The organism is Chryseobacterium sp. RU37D (assembly GCF_900156075.1).
GTDB lineage: Bacteria > Bacteroidota > Bacteroidia > Flavobacteriales > Weeksellaceae > Chryseobacterium.
Genome location: NZ_FTMM01000003.1, coordinates 21442 through 46226, shown reverse-complemented (window position 1 = coordinate 46226; position 24785 = coordinate 21442). Strand labels below are relative to the sequence as shown.

General features: G+C 36.9%; 17 protein-coding genes, 2 tRNA genes and 1 pseudogene. All 20 read left to right on the top strand.

All coding sequences use genetic code 11. The features are described 5' to 3' along the window. Nucleotides 1-26 precede the first annotated feature (26 nt). Nucleotides 27-98 (top strand) — tRNA-Thr (locus BW926_RS02005). 181 nt (nucleotides 99-279) lie between these two features. Further along, nucleotides 280-840, top strand: a complete 561-nt coding sequence (gene aroQ / locus BW926_RS02000) for a gamma subclass chorismate mutase AroQ (protein WP_076443725.1) — start codon at nucleotides 280-282, stop codon at nucleotides 838-840. Nucleotides 841-958: 118 nt separating this feature from the next. Then, nucleotides 959-1639 (top strand): response regulator transcription factor, encoded by a 681-nt coding sequence (locus BW926_RS01995; RefSeq protein ID WP_076443724.1) that lies wholly within the window; start codon nucleotides 959-961, stop codon nucleotides 1637-1639. A gap of 1 nt (nucleotide 1640) precedes the next feature. Then, complete coding sequence (locus BW926_RS01990) at nucleotides 1641-3005, top strand: ATP-binding protein (protein ID WP_076443723.1); 1365 nt, start codon at nucleotides 1641-1643, stop codon at nucleotides 3003-3005. Between the two features lie 217 nt (nucleotides 3006-3222). Continuing rightward, the gene (locus BW926_RS01985) at nucleotides 3223-4464 is read left to right on the top strand and encodes a TolC family protein (RefSeq protein WP_083672235.1); all 1242 of its coding nucleotides are present in this window, start codon (nucleotides 3223-3225) and stop codon (nucleotides 4462-4464) included. Between the two features lie 2 nt (nucleotides 4465-4466). Beyond that, nucleotides 4467-5552, top strand: a complete 1086-nt coding sequence (locus BW926_RS01980) for an efflux RND transporter periplasmic adaptor subunit (protein ID WP_076443722.1) — start codon at nucleotides 4467-4469, stop codon at nucleotides 5550-5552. A 252-nt stretch (nucleotides 5553-5804) separates the two neighbouring features. Beyond that, nucleotides 5805-8906, top strand: coding sequence for an efflux RND transporter permease subunit (locus BW926_RS01975; protein ID WP_076443721.1), 3102 nt, complete (start codon nucleotides 5805-5807; stop codon nucleotides 8904-8906). Between the two features lie 254 nt (nucleotides 8907-9160). Continuing rightward, entirely contained in the window at nucleotides 9161-10348 is a 1188-nt protein-coding gene (tuf, locus tag BW926_RS01970) for an elongation factor Tu (protein WP_076443720.1), read from the top strand. A 60-nt stretch (nucleotides 10349-10408) separates the two neighbouring features. After that, nucleotides 10409-10479: transfer RNA gene (locus BW926_RS01965), tRNA-Trp, on the top strand. Between the two features lie 12 nt (nucleotides 10480-10491). Beyond that, entirely contained in the window at nucleotides 10492-10698 is a 207-nt protein-coding gene (gene secE / locus BW926_RS01960) for a preprotein translocase subunit SecE (RefSeq protein ID WP_076443719.1), read from the top strand. Between the two features lie 24 nt (nucleotides 10699-10722). Then, nucleotides 10723-11265, top strand: coding sequence for a transcription termination/antitermination protein NusG (gene nusG / locus BW926_RS01955; RefSeq protein WP_076443718.1), 543 nt, complete (start codon nucleotides 10723-10725; stop codon nucleotides 11263-11265). 359 nt (nucleotides 11266-11624) lie between these two features. Further along, complete coding sequence (locus BW926_RS01950) at nucleotides 11625-12488, top strand: hypothetical protein (protein WP_076443717.1); 864 nt, start codon at nucleotides 11625-11627, stop codon at nucleotides 12486-12488. A gap of 240 nt (nucleotides 12489-12728) precedes the next feature. Continuing rightward, nucleotides 12729-13172 carry a 50S ribosomal protein L11 gene (gene rplK, locus BW926_RS01945; protein WP_062162403.1) on the top strand — a complete coding sequence of 148 codons (444 nt, stop codon included), beginning with the start codon at nucleotides 12729-12731 and terminating at the stop codon, nucleotides 13170-13172. A gap of 11 nt (nucleotides 13173-13183) precedes the next feature. Next, nucleotides 13184-13876 (top strand): 50S ribosomal protein L1, encoded by a 693-nt coding sequence (rplA, locus tag BW926_RS01940; protein WP_076443716.1) that lies wholly within the window; start codon nucleotides 13184-13186, stop codon nucleotides 13874-13876. A gap of 18 nt (nucleotides 13877-13894) precedes the next feature. Next, nucleotides 13895-14488 carry a 50S ribosomal protein L10 gene (gene rplJ, locus BW926_RS01935; RefSeq protein WP_076443715.1) on the top strand — a complete coding sequence of 198 codons (594 nt, stop codon included), beginning with the start codon at nucleotides 13895-13897 and terminating at the stop codon, nucleotides 14486-14488. 46 nt (nucleotides 14489-14534) lie between these two features. Then, a complete protein-coding gene (gene rplL / locus BW926_RS01930; RefSeq protein WP_076443714.1) occupies nucleotides 14535-14903 on the top strand; it encodes a 50S ribosomal protein L7/L12 in 369 nt (122 codons plus the stop codon). A 661-nt stretch (nucleotides 14904-15564) separates the two neighbouring features. Next, a complete protein-coding gene (gene rpoB, locus BW926_RS01920; RefSeq protein WP_076443712.1) occupies nucleotides 15565-19386 on the top strand; it encodes a DNA-directed RNA polymerase subunit beta in 3822 nt (1273 codons plus the stop codon). 126 nt (nucleotides 19387-19512) lie between these two features. Further along, complete coding sequence (gene rpoC, locus BW926_RS01915) at nucleotides 19513-23778, top strand: DNA-directed RNA polymerase subunit beta' (RefSeq protein ID WP_076443943.1); 4266 nt, start codon at nucleotides 19513-19515, stop codon at nucleotides 23776-23778. 86 nt (nucleotides 23779-23864) lie between these two features. Next, nucleotides 23865-24170 carry a DUF3467 domain-containing protein gene (locus BW926_RS01910; RefSeq protein ID WP_027380924.1) on the top strand — a complete coding sequence of 102 codons (306 nt, stop codon included), beginning with the start codon at nucleotides 23865-23867 and terminating at the stop codon, nucleotides 24168-24170. A 146-nt stretch (nucleotides 24171-24316) separates the two neighbouring features. Continuing rightward, nucleotides 24317-24607, top strand: a pseudogene (locus BW926_RS01905) (DUF3467 domain-containing protein); the annotation flags it as partial. Between the last annotated feature and the right edge of the window lie 178 nt (nucleotides 24608-24785).

Here is a 24785-nt window from a genome sequence, read left to right as displayed (position 1 = left end):
TATCCTAGTGTGATTTTTTAGTTCAGGCCGACTTAGCTCAGCGGTAGAGTGCTTCCTTGGTAAGGAAGAGGTCACGGGTTCAAGTCCCGTAGTTGGCTCACATTTTAATCCCGATTTAGTCGGGATTTTTTATGTCGGGATTTTTCTAATATCATTTTCAATTCATACCTTTAAACAAGAATGATGTTAGAATCTTACCTTAGATAATTGCTAAGCATTTTAAATAACGAAACGAAAAGCAGATCCATTATTCTTAATTTTATATTTTAAAATAAAGGTATGAAAATCTTAAATTTTCTTTTAGCAGTGTCCTTTTTATGTTTATGTGTTATTTCATGTAAAACTCAAAATCGGACTTTTGACGGAAATGAAAATAGTATTTTATTGAAATTAATTAATAAAAGACTTCAGGTAGCTCCATTGGTGGCGAAAAGCAAATGGAATACAAAAAAGGCAATCGATGATCCTGTACGCGAAAAAATTATACTGGACAGTATTGAAGTCCAATCAAAGAAAATGGGCATAAATAGAGTGTTTGCTCATAGTTTTTTTCAGGCTCAATTTGAAGCAGGAAAAATTAAGCAAAGACAATTACACGATAAATGGAAAACTGAGAATCAAGGCTTATTTAATCCTGTTCCGGATTTAGCTACCGAAGTGCGTCCCATTTTAGATAGCCTGAACCCACTTTTGTTATTGCAGCTAAAAAAAATAAATTGTAATATTCAATCATTAAAAAGATGGAGGAAAGAAGCTCGGAAGATAGTAGATATTTCATATGATAACCAAATTGTAGAAACAGCTATAAAGCCTGTTGAAAACTATTGCAAAATGAAATAAAACGATTTTTCTAACAAATGAAATTCAACCTTAAAATTTAATTAAAAACCATTTACCAGGTATTCCGATACTCTTAAAATCATAAAAAATTCGTTACATTCGTATAAAATAATTTTTGATGAATATTCTTTTATTGGAAGATGATTTAATTCTTTCGGCAGAGCTTTGTAAGTTTCTGGAGTCAAATAATTTTACCTGTGATAAAATCTATGACGGCGAAACATTTCTTCGTCAAATAAAGAACAGCACGTATGATTTATACCTTCTCGACATTAATGTCCCGAAAATTAATGGTTTGGATGTTTGCCAGACCATTCGTTCTTTTGATAAGAATACCCCGATCATCATCATCTCTGCTTATGGCGATCTGTCTGATAAAAAAGATGCTTTTACAAGATTGGCAGACGATTATCTGGTAAAACCTTTCCAGTTTGAGGAGCTTTTACTTCGGATTAATTCATTGTTAAGAAGAAAAGCTCCGTCAGATGTGACAGATCAGGACATCATTAGGATTGATGATTTGATTATCAACAAAACAGAGCAAAAAGTATATCGCGGAGGGAATGAAATCAGCTTAACGTTAAAAGAATTCCAGCTACTGGTTTATCTTGCCGAAGCACAGGGAAGAACTGTTTCAAAACAGCAGATCACGGAACATGTCTGGGAGCATAATTTCAATACCAACACTAATACAGTTGAGGTTTACATTAATTTTTTAAGAAAGAAAATTGACAAAGATTTTAAGGTTAAGCTTATTCATACGCGTTCCGGTTTCGGGTATTATTTAAGTCCATTGTAGAATGTCTTTAAAAAGAAAGATAGCGCTCAATCTCAGTATTGCCTTCTCATTGCTTTTTGGTATTGTGATGGCGGTAATTTATATGTCTTTTAATGACTTCCGCAAGGAAGAGTTTAAGGAAAGATTCAGGCAGAGGTTGGAGTTCACTTCTCATTTTATTGCCAAGTCTAAGGATTTTGAAGAAGAGGCACCGATTTTTTTTAATGAAAATTCGGATAATATTCTTTTAAATGAAACCATTTTAATTTTTAATGCTAAAAAAGAACTCATTTACAGCACCATTAAAGACAGAAATGTTACCTGGGACAATACTTTATTAAAGGAACTTGACGAAAAAAAGGTTATCTATTCTGAAAAAACGGTTCCCGAAATTTACGCAGCCCTTCGAAACATCAGCGGAGAAAATTATTACATTCTTACAAGTGCTTTAGACTCCAACGGAAAATCTAAACTGGAATACCTGAAATATCTTTTAATTACATCTTATGTGATGAGTATGCTTCTCATCGGTTTTTTCAGCTATTATTTTATGGGGCAGTTCCTGAAACCTTTGGAAGATCTGAACCAAGAGATTTCTGAAGTGACTGCTCATAAGCTTACCACACAAATTCCCGTTCGCGAATCCAATGACGAGATTGATGTTTTGGCCAAATCTTTCAATACAATGATTGCAAGGCTGGATGATGTTTTCCAGTCACAGAAAGATTTTACAGCAAGTGCTTCCCACGAAATCAGGACCCCGATTACAAGAATGGCTTTTCAGCTGGAAAATTTAATCAAACTGGCACAGCATTCTCCTGAAACTTTATCTTCGTTACAGCAGATTCAGCGGGATGTTTATCAATTGTCGGATCTTACAAATTCCCTTTTGCTTTTAACAAAATTTGACAAGGAAAACATTCAAAGCATTTACGAAGAAATAAGAATTGATGAGGTGATTTTTGAATCATTTGAAGCGGTAGAAAAGAGCTATCCAAAAATGAAAATGGATTTTCTCATTTCTGAAGATACTTCTGAAGACGCGCTCTTGACAATAAAAGGAGTACAGTCTTTACTGGATATTGTCTTTATTAATTTGTTTAAAAATGCATCTATTTATTCCGATAATAAGGAAGTAGATGTTTTAATTAAAGAAACTTCCGAAAATCTCATTGTTGATGTCATTTCACACGGAAACACCATTCCTGAGGAAGAGCAGTCAAAGCTATTTGAAGCATTCATGAGGGGAAATAATTCTCAGAATATCTCCGGTTCCGGGCTTGGGCTAAGGATCGTCAAAAGAATCCTTGAATATCACGGCGCGGAAATCAGATATTCATCTCCTGCAGATTTTCTTAATAAATTCAGTGTGATTTTTAATAAGTAACTTAAATTTTTAAACACAAAGTCCACAGGTTTTTTTAAGCTTATGTGTATTCTTGGTGAAACTAAAAAATAACTAGCTTATCAAAACTCTTTGGCAGACCTGATGTTCAAAAAAACAAACCGTTAAAACAAAGTCTACCAAATTTAATTTTTTTTTAAGCGATCTTTAAGAGCATTTTAATACTATAAAGGCATTTTTGTATCATAAAATCAATAAAATGAACAAATTTGCAGGGCTGCTCATCGTCATTTCCTCATTCATGACTGCACAACAGCAAATGACGCTTTTGGATTGCGAAGAGTCTTTCCAGAAGAACAATTTACAACTGCTCGCCGAACAGTACAACATCAACATGGCTGATGCAGATATTTTGCAGGCTAAAATCTGGGAGCTGCCACAGCTGAGCGGGCAGATCAATGCATATAACCCTCAGGACCGGAAAGTATTCGATATCGGTCACGCTAAAGGTGCGCAGATTACACAGCTGATCTACATGGGCGGTAAAAAGAAAAATGAAATTGCTTTTGCAAAATCAAATAAAGAATTGGCAGAGCTTCAGTTTTCTCAGCTTCTTGTGGATCTTAAAACTCAGCTTCATACAATGTACTATAATCTTTACTACGAAAAATTAAAGCTTGAAAACACCAATAAGCAATTAGGATATATGAATGACCTTCTGGCGGCATACAAAGTGCAGTCTGCCAAAGGAAATGTTTCCCTTAAAGATGAAGTAAGATTGCAAAGCCTTGTTATTCAGTTAAATAATGATAAAACAGACATCAATAAAAATATCTTGGAGTTTGAACAAAATTTAAAAATTCTTACCGGCATTACAGATGAAATCGAACCCCGTCTTTCCGAATCTGAAGCTAAGGATATTCTCACAGCGCAACCTTTCGGAGACGAAACGGAACTTCAGAAAAAAGCACTGGAAAACAATGCAGATTATCAATATAATTTAAAGCTGATTGACAACAGCAAACTATACGCCCAGTGGCAAAAATCTCTTAATGTTCCGGATTTAAATCTTGGAGCCGGATGGGATCAAAACGGGGGGACTTTCAAAAATGAAGTCAATCTGATGATAGGAATTCCACTGCCGTTATGGAAATCAAACAAAGGAAATGTAGATAAGGCAAATTTTGCCGTTCAGCAAAACCAGAAAAACGCAGATTTCCATAAACTAAACCTTGAAACCAAAGTTCAGGCAGCTTACAAAACCTGGAAGTCACAATACGATCAGCTGGCAGAAATCAAGCTGGAAGACCTTAATAATATGGAATTGGTCTACAATGGAATGCTAAGCAATTTCAAAAAAGGAAACATCAGCCTTATAGAATTTACAGATTTCATGGACAGCTACAGGGAAACTGCCCTCCAGATCTACAACATGAAAAACAATATCATGCAGTCTGCAGAACAATTAAATCAATTAGTACAAATGAAAATCTTCTATTAAATATGAAAAAATACATAATTCCGGTGATGATAGCTTTGTCAATTTTGTCCTGCTCTAAAAAGACAGAAGAAACTAAGCCCCAGGCAAAAAAAGGCTTTGAGCTGAGCAACACAATGCTGAATTCAATCAGTTTAGCAAAAGTTGAAAAGAAATATATAGAAGACGATTATAATTTTTACGGAAAAATTTCAGCTGACAAAAACAGCTATATCGATGTTTATCCGCTGGTTGGGGGAAATGTTTTGAATGTAAACGTGGAATTAGGAGATCATGTTACAAAAGGACAGGTTCTGGCCACCATCAGAAGTACGGAGCTTGCGGAAGTTCAGAAAGATGTAAGTGATGCGAAAACAGATCTTGTAGTTGCCCAAAATAATCTGCGTGTCGCAAAAGAAATGTATGAGGGAAAACTGAACACGGAAAGGGAGGTACTTGAAGCCAAAAGCCAACTGCAGAAAGCACAGGATCAATTGCAAAGAGCAAGCGCAGTAAGTACGGTTTACAATGTGAAAAAAGGAAATATTTACAGCGTAGTAGCTCCCATCAGCGGGTACATCGTTCAGAAAAACATCAATAAAGACATGCAGCTGAGAAGCGATAGAAGCGAAAATATTTTCGATGTTGCAAACACTTCAAACGTCTGGGCCATTATGAATGTCAATGAATCTGATATTGATAAAATCAGTCTCGGAATGAAAGCGCAGGTTTCCACATTGTCATATCCCGACAAAGTTTTTGATGGAAAAATTGACAAAATTTTCAAAATCATCGATCCTGAGACCAATGCCATGCAGGCCAGAGTAGTTTTGGACAATCAAAACGGATTATTGATTCCTGAAAGCAAGGCAACCATAAAAGTAACAAGCTCAGAAAAAAGTATGGCACTTACAGTACCGTCAAAGGCAGTCATTTTTGATGATAACAGAAGTTTTGTAGTGGTTTTTAAATCTAGAACGGAGGTAAAAGTGAAAGAAATAAAAATATTAAAGCAGGTCGGTGACATCACCTATGTTTCCGAAGGCTTATCTGAAGGCGAACAGGTGATTATCAACAATCAACTGCTGATTTACCGTTCTTTGAATAGTTAATTCATTTTAAACCATTAAGATTTTAATTAAGAAGTTAAGTTGAATTAAGAAAATATTTAAAAATATTTTTAGAATCGTGTTTTATCAATTCGCTTGCGAATCACTAATAATTCTTAGCTGCTAAAATTTCCTCAATGACTTAAGTTCAATACTTAGCTGAATGAAACGCTTTAGCGAACAAAATATGCAGAAAGAAAGTCATGAATATCTTTGCGCTCGTTGCGTTAAAAAATCATCATCAAAAAATCCATCATGAACAAATTCATTAAAAATATAATTGCTTTTTCCTTAAAAAATAAAGCATTTACCTTTATCTGGGTAGCGATTCTGGCGGTTTCTGGGTTCATAAGCTTCAAAAATATGCCCATTGAAGCCTTTCCGGACGTTACCAATACTCAGATTGTCATCATCACTCAATGGAACGGGCGGAGTGCAGAAGAGGTAGAACGTTTCGTCACAACACCCATTGAGTTGGCAATGAGCCCGGTTCAAAAGAAAACCAGTGTCAGAAGTACCACGATGTTTGGGCTTTCCATTGTTAAAATTCTTTTTGATGATGGTGTAGACGATACTTTTGCCAGAAATCAAGTCAATAACCAGCTGCGTACAGTTAGCCTTCCCGATGAGGTTGACCCGGAAGTACAGCCGCCTTACGGCCCAACCGGAGAGATTTTCCGTTATACTTTGCAAAGCAAAACAAAAGATTCCCGAGAATTACTGACCTTGCAAAACTGGGTGATTGACAGGGCCTTAAGGGGCGTTCCCGGAGTTGCAGATATCAATGTTTTTGGAGGTCAGGATAAGGTTTTTGAATTAAGTATTGATCCAAGAGCTTTGGATAAGTATAATCTCACACCGCTTCAGGTATATGATGCTATCACGAAAAGTAACTTAAATGTAGGTGGTGATGTTATCGAAAAAAACGGACAGGCATACGTTGTCCGAGGAATCGGATTAGTGAAATCTATAGCGGATATTGGAAATATCACTATTGAAAATGATAATGGAAATCCTGTTTTGGTTAAAAATGTAGCGGAAGTTCACGAAAGCTCGATGCCAAGGGTAGGACAGGCAGGATTAAACAATCAGGAAGATACAGTGGAAGGAATCGTCGTTATGAGAAAAGGTGAAAACCCTCGCGAGGTGCTGGTTGGAGTTAAAGCTAAAATTAAAGAACTTAATGAAAAGATCCTTCCGAAAGATGTAAAAATGGTTACCTTTTACGATCGGGATAATTTGATGGATTTCACCACGCATACCGTAATGCACAACCTTATTGAGGGAATTGTTTTAGTTACTGTAATTGTTTTAATTTTCATGGCAGATTGGCGAACAACTCTCATCGTCTCCATCATTATCCCATTATCTTTATTGTTTGCATTTTTATGTTTAAAACTTGCCGGAATGAGTGCCAATTTATTATCACTTGGAGCCGTGGATTTCGGTATTATTATCGATGGAGCCGTCGTCATGGTCGAGGGATTGTTTGTAATGCTGGACCACAAAGCACATAAATATGGCGAAGAACGATTCAACAAATTAGCAAAAGGAGGCTGGATCAAGCAAACTGGAACCGGATTGGGAAAAGCAATTTTCTTTTCAAAATTAATAATCATTACTTCATTAATTCCAATTTTCTCATTCCAGAAAGTAGAAGGTAAAATGTTTTCGCCATTGGCTTTCACTCTTGGTTTTGCTTTGATGGGGGCTTTGATTTTTACTTTGACTTTGGTTCCCGTTCTTTCCCATATTCTTCTAAATAAAAATGTTAAAGAAAAAAATAATCCTTTTGTCAATTTTTGGGACAGAATTGTTTTGAAAGGTTTTAATTATACTTTTAAACATAAGAAAATGAGTTTAATTGTTGCCATTTCATTCTTGGTGGTGACTTTATTCTCAGGGAAATTTCTAGGAACGGAATTTTTGCCTCAATTAAACGAAGGCTCACTTTGGATCACTGCAGAAATGCCGATGAGTTCTTCATTAAAAGAATCTTTAAAAACGGCCGACCTTTTAAAGAAAGATATCATGAGCTTTCCCGAAGTGACGGACGTTCTCGCCCAAACGGGTAGAAGCAACGATGGAACCGACCCGAACGGTTTTGGATTTGTACAGTTTGCAGTAAGCCTCAAACCCAAAGAAGAATGGAAGCGTAAAATAACATATGAACAATTAATTGAAGAAATTGATAAAAAACTGAGAACGTACCAAGGGATTACCTTCAATTATTCACAGCCTATTTCTGACAATGTTGCTGAAGCGGTGGCTGGTTTTAAAGCAGAAAATGGGATTAAAATTTACGGTGATAATTTGGAAACATTAGACAGATTGGCTGATGAGGTTTTAAAGCAGATTAAAGATGTTGATGGAGTAAAAGATCCAGGAATCATTAAAAATATTGGTCAGCCCGAAGTAAGTGTGGTGCTAGATAGAGATAAGATGGCAGCATACGGAGTGATGCCTGATGATGCTCAATCTGTTCTGGAAATGGCTTTCGGTGGAAAAACAGCTTCGGAAATGTTTGATGGAGAGAGAAAATTCCCTATACGTCTCCGGTATTCACAGGAATATAGAAAGGATGAAAATGATATTGCGGCATTAATGGTTCCAACACAGGATGGTACAAAAATTCCTTTGAAGGAAATCAGTTCTATCGTTAAGGATAATGGAGCTGCGTTTATTTATCGGGACGACATTAAAAGATATATCGGGATCAAATTCTCGATTCGCGACAGGGATTTAGGAAGCACGATTGCAGATGCACAGAAAGCGGTTTCAAAAATTGAGCTTCCCGACGGTTATTCTGTGGGCTGGACAGGCCAGTTTGAAAACCAGCAGCGAGCTTCAAAGCGATTGGCACAGGTTGTTCCGATCAGTATTTTAGGTATTTTTTTCCTTTTATTTGTCCTGTTCGGAAACATGAAAGATTCTTTATTGGTATTGGCGAATGTTCCCTTTGCCCTTATTGGGGGGATTATTGCACTTCATATAACTGGGATTAATTTCGGAATTTCTGCCGGGGTAGGGATGATTGCCCTCCTCGGAATCTGTATCCAAAATGGGGTGATCCTCATTACCGAATTCCATCAGAATGTAAAAAACGGGTTAAGCTTGGATGACGCCATTTTAATTGGTGTGAAATCCAGAACACGACCTGTAATCATGACTGCTTTGATGGCTTCAATAGGATTGATGCCAGCGGCATTGTCTACAGGGATAGGGTCTGAATCTCAAAAACCGCTGGCCATTGTAATTATCGGCGGATTAATCACGGCAACGGTTTTAACACTATTGATATTCCCAATTATTTTCTGGATTTTCAACAGGACCAAAAAGTCACAACAAATCTCATAATTCTTTCATTATAATTTTATTATCTAGAGCCTGAAGGGATTGTCTTTCAGGCTTTTTAGCAAAAGGTTTTATAAAGATTTTTTCAATTGAGAAAAATGTGTAAATTTGCAATCTCAATACATTGGATTATAAGGTTTGTATTTCTTTGGATTTGAATATTAAAACTTTTTTAGAGAAAAAGGTTTTGGTATTTAAAAATTCATTATATTTGCACACCGAAAATTTGAAAAACAATAAATAAATAATTTTAAATCATGGCAAAGGAAACGTTTAATCGTAACAAACCACACTTGAACATTGGTACTATTGGTCACGTTGACCATGGTAAAACTACACTTACTGCAGCTATCAGTAGTGTATTGGCTAATAAAGGTCTTGCTGAGAAAAAAGACTTCTCTGCAATTGACTCTGCTCCAGAAGAAAAAGAAAGAGGGATCACTATTAATACGGCTCACATCGAATACGAAACTGAAAACAGACACTATGCTCACGTTGACTGTCCAGGTCACGCCGACTATGTAAAAAACATGGTTACTGGTGCTGCTCAGATGGATGGAGCTATCTTAGTATGTGCTGCAACTGATGGACCAATGCCTCAAACTAGAGAGCACATCCTACTTTGCCGTCAGGTAAACGTGCCAAGAATCGTTGTTTTCATGAACAAAGTGGATATGGTGGATGATGCTGAGCTTTTAGAGCTTGTTGAATTAGAACTTAGAGATTTATTATCTACTTACGAATATGACGGAGATAACTCTCCAGTAATCCAGGGATCTGCTCTTGGTGCTCTTAACGGAGACGATAAGTGGGTTAAAACCGTAGAAGAATTAATGGATGCTGTTGATACTTGGATCGAGCAACCTGTAAGAGATCAAGATAAGCCATTCTTGATGCCAATCGAAGACGTATTCTCTATCACAGGTAGAGGTACTGTAGCAACTGGTAGAATCGAGGCTGGTGTTATTAACACAGGTGATCCAGTTGATATCGTTGGTATGGGTGATGAAAAATTAACTTCTACAATTACAGGGGTTGAGATGTTCAGAAAAATCCTAGACAGAGGTGAAGCTGGAGATAACGTAGGTCTATTGTTGAGAGGTATTGAAAAAACTGACATCAAGAGAGGTATGGTTATCGCTAAGAAAGATTCTGTTAAACCGCACAAAAAATTCAAAGCTGAGGTTTATATCCTTTCTAAAGAAGAAGGTGGGCGTCACACTCCATTCCACAACAAATATCGTCCTCAGTTCTACGTAAGAACTACTGACGTTACAGGTGAGATCTTTTTACCAGAAGGTGTAGAAATGGTAATGCCTGGTGATAACTTAACTATCACTGTAGAATTGTTACAGCCAATCGCTCTTAATGAGGGTCTTAGATTTGCAATCAGAGAAGGAGGTAGAACAGTAGGTGCTGGTCAGGTTACTGAAATCTTAGATTAATTAATATCTTAAAAATATAAAAGCTTCCGTAAGGGACTCTTTACGGAGCTTTTTTAATCTACGGGCATCGTCCAATGGTAGGATACCGGTCTCCAAAACCGTTGATCAGGGTTCGAATCCTTGTGCCCGTGCAAATAATAATTATGAGTTTATTTATCGATTTTTTAAAAGGCTCTTATAACGAATTCAGACATAAAGTTGAATGGCCAAAGTGGGCTGATCTGCAATCTTCTACAATCGTTGTAACTATTGCAACAGTGATTCTGGCATTATTTACCTTTGGAGTTGATGAATTGTTTTCTAAAGCAATTAGCAATATAATAGGAATGCTTATCAACTTGTTCAATTAATTATAATAAAAGTATTTTCCCACAATGAGCGAATTGAAATGGTACGTGCTGAAAGCTATCAGCGGACAGGAAAATAAAGTGAAAAACTATATTGAGACAGAAATCAAACGTCTTGGGTTTGAGCAGTACGTTACTCAAGTGGTTATTCCTATGGAAAAGGTTATCCAGATTAGAAATGGTAAAAAAGTTCCTAAGGAAAGACCTTACTATCCGGGTTACCTGATGATTGAAGCTGATTTGATGGGTGAGATTCCTCATGTTATTAAGAATATTCCTGGGGTTATTTCTTTCTTAAGCTTAACAAAGGGAGGTGATCCCGTGCCTATGAGAAAGTCCGAAGTAAATAGAATGTTGGGAAGAATGGACGAGCTTTCAGAATATGCAAGTGATGTTGAGATTCCGTACGTAGTGGGTGAAAACGTTAAAGTAATTGACGGACCATTTAATGGGTTTAATGGAACGGTAGAGAAGATTCTTGAAGATAAAAAGAAAATTGAAGTTTCGGTACTTATCTTTGGTAGAAAAACTCCAATGGAGTTGAGTTATATGCAGGTTGAAAAGGTTTAATAATAAATTATAAATAATTAAATAAAAGACTATCGTGAGATAGTCTTTTTTATTTACGTATTCTAAGGCATATCTACTTTTGATTGTGTAAAATTTTCTTTAAAATTGAAATATTGTAATATTTATTTATCCAACAATGAATTCACCGAGACTTGAAAAATATTCTTTAATAAACCTTTTTATTTTATTCATATTTGTGTGATGAATTAATTTCAATTATTTTTTTATTGTTTATTTTTATTTTTATGTTTTTTTTAAAACAAAAGAAAAGTTTGTCAATAAAGTTTTTAGTATAGATTTATCACAGTTTGTTTGATAAAGTTATTAAGATTTCTAATTTTGTAGAGTTAATTTACAAGATGAATAAAAGTTTACAGATTATTGTATTATTATTTTTATCAGAATTCATTTACGCACAGATTGGGATTTATACATCAAATCCTCAAGGGATATTCCATATCGACGGAAGTAAGGATAATCCTAAAAGTGGAACTCCTTCTGTTGTACAGCAATCAAATGATTTTGCAGTAGCGGTAAATTCAGGAATCGGACAGGGAACAATATCAGTTGGTATAGGAACGGTTGTGCCTACTGAACGTATTGACATAGTGAATGGTAGTATTAGAATAAGAGACATTAATAACAATATTGGTTTAGGTTCTGATAAACTTTTAGTTGCTGATTCTAATGGTGTAATTAAAGTTGCTGGTGGTGAAGCTTTTTCTGTCAACAATTCAGGAAACAGAATTTTAAATGCGACAGCCGGATCTAATTTATCTGCAGATAATGATTGGAATGATAATGAGTTTACAACTTTAAAACTTAATGAACAATATGATACGATGAATTCATATGATCCATCTACCGGTGAGTTTATTGTTCCGAAAGACGGATTGTATTTTATGTATGGTGTATGCGGTTTTATAACACCTGCCGAAAATTCAGAAGTTTTTGATGGGACTTCCGGAGATGCATTCACTGCTTTAGTAGTTGATGGAGGTAGAGTTTCCACAGCTCACAATGTTATATATAAAGGAACTAAAAATCCGGGAATGGCAGCGAACTTATTTTTTTTGGTAACGAATTCTACAATATGGCTTAAGGCCGGGCAAAAAATCACCCTACAGTTCCTTACTTATGGTACCAGTAATATGGTAACCTCTCTTAGCGACTTAAAGATTGATAAAACATCATCAAAGCTAATTATCAATAAGATTTTATAAATTACAATTTTTTTTTCACAATGTGTGTCCTTCCTTATCATCTATTGATGGGGGAGGTTTTTATTTTTAAATTATTTTTTATTTAAACTTTCTAAAAATCAAGCCAATCCGTTTGCTATTTCAAAAATATTTTATACTTTTGCAGTCCGAAAAGTAGGTTTATCTAATGTGAGAATGGTTAATCTACTGAATAATAAATGCTTCCAAACTCATTAATTATTCAAATTTAAAAAACAAAAAATGGCTAAAAAAGTCTTTAAAATGGTAAAACTTCAGGTGAAAGGTGGCGCAGCTAACCCTTCTCCACCAGTAGGTCCGGCATTAGGTTCTGCAGGTGTGAACATCATGGAGTTTTGTAAACAATTTAACGGAAGAACTCAAGATAAGCCAGGACAAGTTTTACCTGTAGTAATTACAGTATACGAAGACAAATCTTTTGAATTCGTAATCAAAACTCCTCCTGCAGCAATCCAGCTAATGGATGCGGCTAAGATCAAGGGTGGTTCTGGTGAACCAAACAGAAACAAAGTAGGTTCTGTATCTTGGGATCAGGTGAAAAAAATCGCTGAAGATAAAATGGCAGACCTTAACTGCTTTACAATGGATTCAGCTATTTCTATGGTTGCAGGTACTGCAAGATCTATGGGATTAAGAGTAACAGGAACTAAACCAACTAACGCTTAAAACTTATTGAAATGGCAAAATTAACTAAAAAGCAAAAGGAAGCTTTAAGCAAAGTAGAAAAAGGTAGAATTTATAACCTTGCAGAAGGTTCCGCTCTTGTAAAAGAAGTTAACACTGCAAAGTTTGATGCTTCTGTAGATATCGCTGTAAGGCTAGGGGTAGACCCAAGAAAAGCAAACCAAATGGTAAGAGGTGTGGTATCTCTTCCTCACGGTACTGGTAAAGATGTTAAGGTATTAGCTCTTGTAACTCCAGATAAAGAAGCTGAGGCTAAAGCTGCTGGTGCAGACTATGTAGGTCTTGACGAGTATTTAGATAAAATCAAAAACGGGTGGACAGATGTAGACGTTATCGTCACTATGCCTGCTGTAATGGGTAAATTAGGACCTTTAGGTAGAGTTTTAGGACCAAGAGGTTTAATGCCCAACCCTAAATCAGGAACAGTAACAATGGAAGTTGGTAAAGCTGTTGCTGAAGTAAAGTCTGGTAAAATTGATTTTAAAGTAGATAAATACGGAATTATCCACGCAGGTATCGGTAAAGTATCTTTCGATGCTGATAAATTAAGAGAAAATGCTCAGGAGCTAATCCAGACATTGATCAAAATGAAGCCGACAGCTGCTAAAGGAACTTATGTGAAAAGCATCTACTTGTCTTCTACAATGAGCCCAGGTATTGCTATTGATACTAAATCTGTTAACTAATATTAAATCCTTAAGACAATGACAAAAGACCAAAAAGTTGTAGCAATACAAGAGATCAAAGATTTGCTTCAGGATGCAAAAGTAGTATACGTAGCAGATCTAGAAGGTTTGAACGCTGCTAAATCTTCTGATTTCAGAAGACAGGCTTTCAAGCAAAATATTAAAGTGAAAGTTGTAAAAAATACACTTTTACAAAAAGCAATGGAGCAAATCGAAGGAGTAGATTACTCTGAGATGTTCCAGTCTTTCAAAGGAAACTCAGCTTTGATGATTTCTGAGACTGCAAACGCTCCTGCAAAATTAATTCAAGGGTTCAGAAAGAAAGAAGAGAAGCCAGCATTGAAGTCTGCTTTTGTTCAGGAAACTTTCTACGTTGGAGACAACAACTTAGACATGTTGGCTAATATCAAGTCTAGAGAAGAAATGATCGGTGAAATCATCGGATTACTTCAATCTCCAATCCAGAGAGTTGTTTCTGCTCTTCAGAACAAACCTGAGACTGTAGAAGCTAAAGCTAAAGAAGCAGCTCCAGCGGTTGAAGAAACTCCTACTGCTGAGGCTCCTGAAGCTCCTGCAGCAGAAAGCACTGACGAAACGCCAGCTGCTGAATAATTACACTCAAAAAATTAAATAAATAATCAACAAAAACATTACAACAATGTCAGATTTAAAAAATTTAGCTGAAACGCTAGTAAGCTTAACAGTAAAAGACGTAAACGAATTAGCTACTATCCTTAAGGATGAGTACGGAATTGAACCAGCTGCTGCTGCAGTAGTAGTTGCTGCAGGTGGTGCAGGTGAAGCTGCTGAAGAAAAAACTGAATTCGACGTAATTCTTAAGTCTGCAGGTGCTTCTAAATTAGCTATTGTTAAATTAGTAAAAGATTTAACTGGTGCTGGTCTTAAAGAAGCTAAAGATATCGTAGACGGTGCTCCTGCTCCAATCAAGACTGGTGTGTCTAAAGATGAAGCTGAAGCTCTTAAGAAGCAATTAGAAGAAGCTGGTGCTGAAGTAGAATTGAAATAATTCTAGTTTACATTAAAAATATGAACCTGAGTATTTGTTTACTCAGGTTTTTTTATATTCAAGTTAAATAATTATATTGGCTAAAAAGTTGTGATCTCTTATAAGTGAAACGGCTTTGTGAAACTAATAATTAGCAAAGAAAACTCGTTTACTTTGTGTTCTCAAATTATTATTTAAGTTTATACATTGTTATCATTTACTGAGTAAAACGCCTTTGCGAACAAAAATATATAGAATCTATTTATCCATTCTTAGTGATCCTGGCATTAAAAATAAAGCTCACAAATTGTCACGCATTTTTAATACAACAAATATTGTGAATACGGATAACTTTTTGTATCTTTGCTCCTCTTTTGGCGCGAATCATTGTACGTAAATTTATAAAATATTGAAAATCACCTCTTTCATGAAAATGAAAGGGATTTCGTGTATATAGATAATGCGGCAGCTCTGCCTCAAAAGTAATAAAAATATTTTGCATTACGCTGTGAAAAGATATACCAGTGTTGCAGTTAGAAAGAGCCAAATATAAAGTTAAGAGAGTCCAAGGTCTTTCGTGAGCGCCAAAAACACTTTTACCTTTTACTTTTAACTTGTTTCTTGCCCTTTTCTGATATTTTTTAATGAATCAAAATATTTTTTAACCTTTCTTAAAAGTTTTATGAGTAAAACAACACCTACAACTAGGGGAAATCAGAGAGTTAACTTCTCTTCAGCGAAGGGAAAAATCATCACTCCGGACTTCCTGGATATCCAGATCGAGTCTTTCAGTGAGTTTTTTCAGCTAGATACCCTTCCGGAAGACAGAACAGACGAAGGTTTGTACAAAACTTTCCAGGAAAATTTCCCGATTACCGATTCTAGAAACCAGTTCGTATTGGAATTCTTAGATTATTTGGTAGATTCTCCACGTTACTCAATCGATGAGTGTGTGGAAAGAGGATTAACGTATTCAGTTCCTTTAAAAGCAAGACTTAAATTGTATTGTACAGACCCTGAGCATGAGGATTTCCAAACGGTGGTTCAGGATGTATATTTAGGACCTGTTCCTTACATGACTCCGTCTGGTTCATTTATCATTAATGGAGCAGAGCGTGTTATTGTAACTCAGTTACACAGATCTCCGGGGGTATTCTTCGGACAGACTTACCACGCAAACGGAACCAAATTGTACTATTCAAGAATTATCCCTTTCAAAGGATCTTGGATGGAATTTACAACAGATATCAACAGCGTAATGTACGCGTATATCGACCGTAAGAAAAAATTACCATTAACAACTTTATTAAGAGCGATTGGTTACGAATCTGATAAAGACATCCTTCAGATCTTCGACCTTGCTGAGGAAGTGAAAGTCTCTAAAGCTGCCCTTAAAAAAGTAGAAGGAAGAACATTGGCTGCGAGAGTATTGAACACTTGGTTTGAGGATTTCGTAGACGAAGATACAGGTGAGGTTGTTTCTATCGAAAGAAACGAAATCATCCTGGATAGAGAAACGATCCTTGAAAAAGAGCATTTAGATCTTATTCTTGATGCTGGGGTGAAATCAATTCTGATTCACAAAGAAAACAGCAACGAATTCTCTATCATCCAGAATACATTACAAAAAGACCCGACGAACTCTGAAAAAGAGGCCGTAGAGTACATCTATCGTCAATTAAGAAATGCAGATCCACCAGATGAGGAAACTGCAAGAGGAATCATTGAAAAATTATTCTTCTCTGAACAAAGATATTCATTGGGTGAGGTTGGACGTTACAGACTAAACAAAAAATTAGGTCTTAATATTCCTCCTACAACTGAGGTTCTTACAAAAGAAGATATCATTGCTATTGTAAGACACTTGATCGAGCTTGTAAACTCTAAAGCTGAGGTTGATGATATCGACCACTTATCAAACAGAAGAATTAAAACTGTTGGTGAACAATTGGCAGGACAGTTCGGTGTAGGTCTTTCCAGAATTGCAAGAACAATAAAGGAAAGAATGAATGTTAGAGATAACGAAATCTTTACTCCGCTTGATCTTGTTAACGCTAAAACTTTAACATCAGTTATCAACTCGTTCTTTGGTACCAATCAGCTTTCTCAGTTCATGGACCAAACCAACCCGCTTTCAGAAATCACGCACAAGCGTAGACTTTCTGCACTAGGGCCTGGTGGTTTATCGAGAGAAAGAGCAGGTTTCGAGGTTCGAGACGTTCACCATACCCACTACGGAAGAATTTGCCCGATTGAAACTCCGGAAGGACCAAACATCGGTTTGATTTCATCTTTAGGTATTTATGCTAAAATCAATAATTTAGGTTTCATCGAAACTCCATATAGAAAAGTAGAAAATGGTAAGATTGATCTTAATGCAAAACCTATCTATTTAAATGCAGAAGACGAAGAAGCTAAAGTAATTGCTCAGGCAAACGTTGAATTAAGTGACAACGGTGAATTCGAAACAGATAGAATTATTGCAAGACTAGACGGAGACTACCCTGTGGTTGAGCCAAGTCAGGTCGACCTTATTGATGTTGCGCCAAACCAGATTTCCGGTATTTCAGCTTCATTAATTCCATTCTTGGAGCATGATGATGCAAACCGTGCATTGATGGGATCAAACATGATGCGTCAGGCAGTTCCTCTATTGAAGCCCCAAGCTCCAATCGTTGGTACAGGTCTGGAACAGCAGGTTGCGAAAGATTCAAGAATTTTGATCAATGCTGAAGGTAAAGGTACTGTAGAATATGTAGATGCTGATAAAATCATTATTAAATACGAAAGAAGCGAAGACGAAGATTTAGTACAATTCGAGTCTGCTACGAAAGCATACAACCTTACTAAGTTCAGAAAAACCAACCAAAGTACAACCATTACGCTAAGGCCAAATGTAAGAGTAGGTGATGTAGTGGAAAAAGGGCAGGTGCTTTGCGACGGTTATGCTACTGAAAACGGGGAATTGGCTCTTGGTAGAAACTTAGTAGTGGCCTTCATGCCTTGGAAAGGATACAACTTCGAGGATGCAATCGTAATCAACGAAAAAGTGGTTCGTGAAGACTGGTTTACTTCAATTCACGTGGATGAATATTCTCTTGAAGTTCGTGATACCAAATTAGGTATGGAAGAGCTTACAGCTGATATTCCTAACGTTTCTGAAGAAGCTACTAAAGATCTTGACGAAAATGGTATGATCAGAATAGGTGCTGAAGTGAAGCCTGGAGATATCATGATTGGTAAAATTACTCCAAAAGGTGAATCTGACCCGACTCCTGAAGAAAAACTTCTTAGAGCAATCTTCGGTGACAAAGCTGGTGATGTAAAAGATGCTTCATTAAAAGCAGATTCTTCACTAAGAGGTGTTGTTATCGACAAGAAATTGTTCTCAAGAAACATTAAAGATAAAAAGAAAAGAACTGAAGAAAAACTTAAGCTTGAAGAGATTGAAAATACTTACAAAGCTAAGTTTGATGATTTGAGAAACACTTTAATTGAAAAATTAAATACACTGGTAAGTGGTAAAACTTCTCAAGGGGTTAAAAATGACCTTGACGAAGAAATCATCGGTAAAGGTGTGAAGTTCACTCACAAATTATTGACTTCAGTAGAAGATTATGTAAACGTAAGCGGTTCAGACTGGACTGTTGACAACGATAAAAATGAATTAATCAAACAATTAATTCACAACTACAAAATCAAGTACAATGATATTCAAGGGGTTAAAAACCGTGAGAAATTCGCAATTTCTATCGGGGACGAATTACCGGCAGGTATCATGAAATTGGCTAAAGTTTACATCGCTAAAAAACGAAAGCTGAATGTAGGAGATAAAATGGCGGGCCGTCACGGTAACAAAGGTATCGTTTCGAGAATCGTTCGTGAAGAGGATATGCCATTCCTTGAAGATGGAACACCGGTAGATATCGTATTGAATCCACTTGGGGTGCCTTCTCGTATGAACATCGGTCAGATCTATGAAACAGTTCTTGGATGGGCTGGTCAGAAATTAGGATTGAAGTTCGCTACACCTATCTTCGACGGAGCCAGCTTAGACCAGATTACTGAATATACTGAGAAAGCAGGTCTTCCTAAATTCGGTCACACTTACCTTTATGACGGTGGTACCGGAGAAAGATTTACGCAGGCTGCTACAGTAGGTGTAATCTACATGTTGAAACTGGGGCACATGGTTGATGACAAAATGCACGCACGTTCTATCGGTCCTTACTCATTGATTACTCAGCAGCCGTTAGGAGGTAAAGCTCAGTTCGGAGGTCAGAGATTCGGAGAGATGGAGGTTTGGGCTCTTGAAGCATTCGGAGCATCGAATATCCTTAGAGAAATCCTTACTGTGAAATCGGATGACGTGATTGGTAGAGCAAAAACTTATGAAGCAATTGCAAAAGGTGAATCGATGCCTGAACCAGGTATTCCGGAATCATTCAACGTATTACTTCACGAGTTACAAGGTCTTGGATTAGACGTAAGACTTGAGGAATAAATTCCATTTGAAATTAATTTATTTGAAATTTGAAATTCTGTACGCAGATTTCAAACAAAAATCAAAACAAAATTTTAGAGATTCATTAATCTCAAATTTCAAATGTCAAATCTCAAATTAAAAAAAATGTCAAATAAAAATAAATCAAGTAGATTTAATAAAATAACCATCGGTTTAGCTTCACCGGAATCGATTCTACAAGAGTCGAGGGGGGAGGTTCTTAAACCTGAAACTATTAACTACAGAACGCATAAGCCTGAAAGAGACGGTTTGTTCTGTGAAAAAATCTTTGGTCCTGTAAAGGATTACGAATGTGCTTGTGGTAAATACAAGAGAATTCGTTACAAAGGGATCGTTTGTGACCGTTGTGGAGTAGAAGTTACGGAGAAAAAAGTACGTAGAGAGAGAATTGGGCATATCAACCTTGTTGTTCCAATTGCTCACATTTGGTATTTCCGTTCTTTACCAAACAAAATCGGTTACCTTTTAGGAATTCCTTCTAAGAAATTAGATATGATCATCTACTACGAAAGATATGTGGTGATCCAGCAGGGTATTGCTAAGAAATTAGACGGTTCTGATTTCGAAAGCATGGAATTCTTAACAGAAGAAGAGTACCTTGATATCATGGAAACTCTTCCAATTGAGAACCAGTATCTTGATGATTCTGATCCAAACAAATTCATCGCTAAAATGGGTGCTGAAGCTGTTGAGGAATTATTAAAAAGAATCGATCTTGATGCATTGTCTTTCGATTTAAGACACAAGGCTCACAACGAAGGTTCAAAACAAAGAAGAACTGAAGCTCTTAAAAGATTGAACGTTGTAGAAGCATTAAGAGGTGCCAATACAAGAATGATCAACAAGCCTGAGTGGATGATCATGCGTGTACTTCCAGTTATCCCACCAGAACTAAGACCATTAGTCCCGTTGGATGGTGGACGTTTCGCTACTTCCGATTTGAATGACCTTTACAGAAGAGTTATTATCAGAAACAACCGTTTGAAGAGATTATTGGAGATCAAAGCTCCTGAAGTAATCTTGAGAAACGAGAAGCGTATGCTTCAGGAATCAGTAGATTCATTATTCGATAACACAAGAAAATCTTCAGCTGTAAAATCTGAATCAAACAGACCATTGAAATCACTTTCAGATTCATTGAAAGGTAAGCAAGGTCGTTTCCGTCAGAACTTATTAGGTAAAAGGGTAGATTACTCTGCGCGTTCGGTAATTGTTGTAGGTCCAAACTTACAGCTTCACGAGTGTGGTATTCCTAAAGATATGGCTGCGGAACTTTACAAACCGTTCATCATTAGAAAACTAATTGAAAGAGGTATTGTAAAAACAGTAAAATCTGCAAAGAGAATTATTGATAGAAAAGAACCGGTAGTTTATGATATCTTAGAAAATGTGATGAAAGGTCACCCTGTTCTATTGAACAGAGCACCTACGCTTCACAGACTAGGTATTCAGGCTTTCCAGCCTAAGATGATTGAAGGTAAGGCAATCCAGCTACACCCGTTGGTAACAACAGCATTCAACGCCGATTTCGACGGAGACCAGATGGCGGTACACTTACCGTTAGGACCAGAAGCGATCCTTGAAGCTCAGTTATTGATGTTAGGTTCTCAAAACATCTTGAACCCTGCAAACGGTTCGCCAATTACGGTACCTTCTCAGGACATGGTTCTTGGTCTTTATTTTATGACTAAAGAATTAAGCTCTACTGAGACGATGAAAGTAAAAGGTGAAGGTCTTGCATTCTATTCTCCTGAAGAGGCGGAAATCGCTTATGCTGAAGGTAGAGTATCTTTAAATGCTAAAGTAAGATGTAGACTTCCTGTAAAAGAAAACGGAGAAATCGTTACAAGACTGATCGAAACTTCTGTGGGTAGAATTTTGTTCAACCAGATTGTACCTAAGCAGGTAGGATATATTAATGAACTTCTTACTAAGAAATCATTAAGAAATGTTATCGGTAAGATCCTTGCTGAAACAGATTTCCCTACCACTGTGAAGTTCCTTGATGCAATGAAAGACTTAGGATATTCAAACGCATTCAAAGGAGGCCTTTCTTTCTCTTTAGGGGACATCGTAGTTCCTGTTGAGAAAAAGCAGATGATTGCACAATCTATCGAAGCTGTAGACGAGATTAGGGCCAACTATAACATGGGTCTTATTACCGATACAGAACGTTATAACCAGGTAATCGACGTTTGGACAAACACCAACGCCGGATTAACTGAAATGATCATGAGCAGAATGAAAACTGACCAAGGTGGTTTCAACTCTGTATATATGATGCTTGATTCTGGAGCGAGGGGTTCTAAGGAACAGATCCGTCAGTTATCAGGGATGAGAGGTTTGATGGCGAAACCGCAAAAAGCCGGTTCTACCGGTGCGGAGATCATCGAAAACCCGATTCTTGCGAACTTTAAGGAAGGTCTTTCCATCCTAGAATACTTTATCTCTACCCACGGTGCTCGTAAAGGTCTTGCGGATACCGCTCTTAAGACAGCCGATGCTGGTTACTTAACGAGAAGATTGGTAGACGTTGCACAGGACGTTATCGTTACAGAAGACGACTGTGGAACTCTAAGAGGTACAGAAGTTACTGCGCTTAAGAAAAATGACGAGATCGTTGAAAGAATCTCTGAAAGAATCTTAGGTAGAGTTTCTTTACATAATGTTTATGATCCTGAAACTGATGAGTTGATCGCTGAGGCTGATCAGGTAATCATTGAAGAATTGGCGAAGAAAATCGAAGAAGCAGGTCTAGAAGCTGTGGAAGTTCGTTCTCCGTTAACTTGTGAAGCTAAGAAAGGTATCTGTGCAAAATGTTACGGTAGAAACTTAGCAACAGGCAAAGTGATTCATATGGGTGAAGCGGTAGGTGTAATTGCAGCACAGTCCATCGGGGAGCCGGGTACTCAGCTTACGTTGAGAACCTTCCACCAAGGGGGGACTGCAGGAAACGTATCAGAAAACCCATCTATCGTTGCAAGAAGAGACGGTATCGTAGAAATGGACGAAGTAAGAACTATTACTTCTGAAGATGAAAACGGTAATACAGCTGAGGTTGTAGTTTCCCGTTCAACGGAATTCAGATTAGTTGCTGATAATGAGTCCAGAACTCCATTAATGATCGCTAACGTGCCTTATGGTTCCATATTGGCTGTGAAGCCGGGTGATAAAGTGAAAAAAGGAGATGTAATCTGTACATGGGATCCTTATAACGCGGTTATCATTGCTGAAACTTCAGGTAAGGTAGAATACGAGGATATCATCCAGGGTATTTCATTCCAGCTTGAAATTGACGAGCAGACAGGATTCGAAGAGAAAGTAATCTCTGAATCTAGAAATAAGAAAGCCGTACCTACTTTGAAGGTTGTAGATTCTAAAGGTGTTGAGCAGAAAGCATACAACTTGCCGGTAGGAGCTCACTTGATGGTAAATGACGGTGAAAAAATTAAAGCGGGTAAAGTACTAATCAAGATTCCTAGAAAATCTGCAAAAGCAGGGGATATCACCGGAGGTCTTCCAAGAGTTACCGAATTATTCGAAGCAAGAAACCCTTCCAATCCGGCGGTGGTTACAGAAATTGATGGGGTAGTTTCTTACGGAAAAATCAAGAGAGGTAACCGTGAATTGATCGTTGAGGCTAAAACGGGTGAGAGAAAAATTTATTTAGTTAAATTATCAAACCAGATCTTAGTACAGGAGAATGACTTCGTAAGAGCAGGTTCTCCGCTTTCTGACGGTTCTATTACTCCGGAAGATATCTTGAGAATTAAAGGCCCAACTGCGGTTCAGGAATACTTAGTAAATGAGATCCAAGAAGTTTACCGTTTACAGGGGGTAAAAATTGACGACAAGCACTTCGAAATCATCGTAAGACAGATGATGACAAAAGTATCTATCGTTGATGGAGGTGATACTCAATTCCTTGAAGGAGCTCTTGAGCACAAGTATGACTTCTTAGAAGAAAACAACAGGGTATTCGGTCTTAAAGTAGTTACTGAAGCGGGAGATTCTAAAATCTTCCAGCCAGGTCAGATGATTACTGCAAGAGAATTAAGAGATGAAAATTCTAAATTGAAGCGTGAAGATCAAGCTTTAGTTGAAGTAAGAGAAGCTTTACCTGCTACAGCAACGCCTGTACTTCAAGGTATTACAAGAGCGGCTCTTCAGACGAAGTCATTCATGTCTGCAGCATCGTTCCAGGAAACAACTAAGGTTCTTAACGAAGCGGCGGTTGCAGGTAAGATCGATGATCTTAACGGTCTTAAAGAAAATGTAATTGTAGGACACAGAATTCCTGCAGGTACAGGTCTTAAAGAATACCAAAACGTGATCGTAGGTTCTAAAAAAGAATTCGAAGATCTTAACTAAAATTAATGATTCGGAAATTTGAGGTTTGGATTTATTTTTATATTTTCACAACCTCAAAAATTTCGAATAAAAAATATTTTATAACAATGGACAACAATCAAAATCCACAAGACGGAAACATCAACATCGAATTAAATGAAATGGTAGCTGCAGGAGTTTATGCAAACCTTGCTTTGGTAAACCACTCTCCATCTGAATTCGTTGTAGATTTCATCCAATTAATGCCGGGTGTACAACAAGCTAAAGTAAGATCAAGAATCATTCTTGCCCCACTTCACGCTAAAAGAGTACTTTCAGCTCTTCAACAAAATATTGCTAACTATGAGCAGCAGTTCGGAGAAATCAAAGAAGTTGAGCCTTTCGTATTAGGAGGAAACAATGTAAACGCTTAAGATTTTTCTTAATCATAAATAAAGAATGCCTCAATGAAAATTGGGGCATTTTTGTACTCTAAAGTCTATTTTTGTAGCTTTTTCCCGCTTTCGGCACACACTATTTTGTTTGTTTCGGCGCGGCGAAGCCGCGCCGAAACAAACAAAATCCACAAGACGGAAACATCAACATCGAATTAAACGAAATGATAGCTGCTGGTATCCATACTAACCCAGCTTTGATAAGTCACTCTCCATCTGAATTCGTTTTAGATTTCATCCAATTAATGCCAGGTGTACAACAAGCTAAAGTAAGATCAAGAATCATTCTTGCCCCACTTCACGCTAAAAGAGTACTTTCAGCTCTTCAACAAAATATTGCTAACTATGAGCAGCAGTTCGGAGAAATCAAAGAAGTTGAATCTTTCGTACTAGGAGGGAATAATATAAACGCTTAAGATGTACTCAAAAAATAAACAGACGTGCTTCAAAGTAAATTGAAGCACTTTTTATGTATGATTTTTGTTTTATGATTAAATAATTTAATAAAATAAAACGAAAATAATGTAAAATTTTTAATTTTCGTTAAAATATTTGTTTTTGTTTTAATTTAATAACTTATATGATGATTTATTA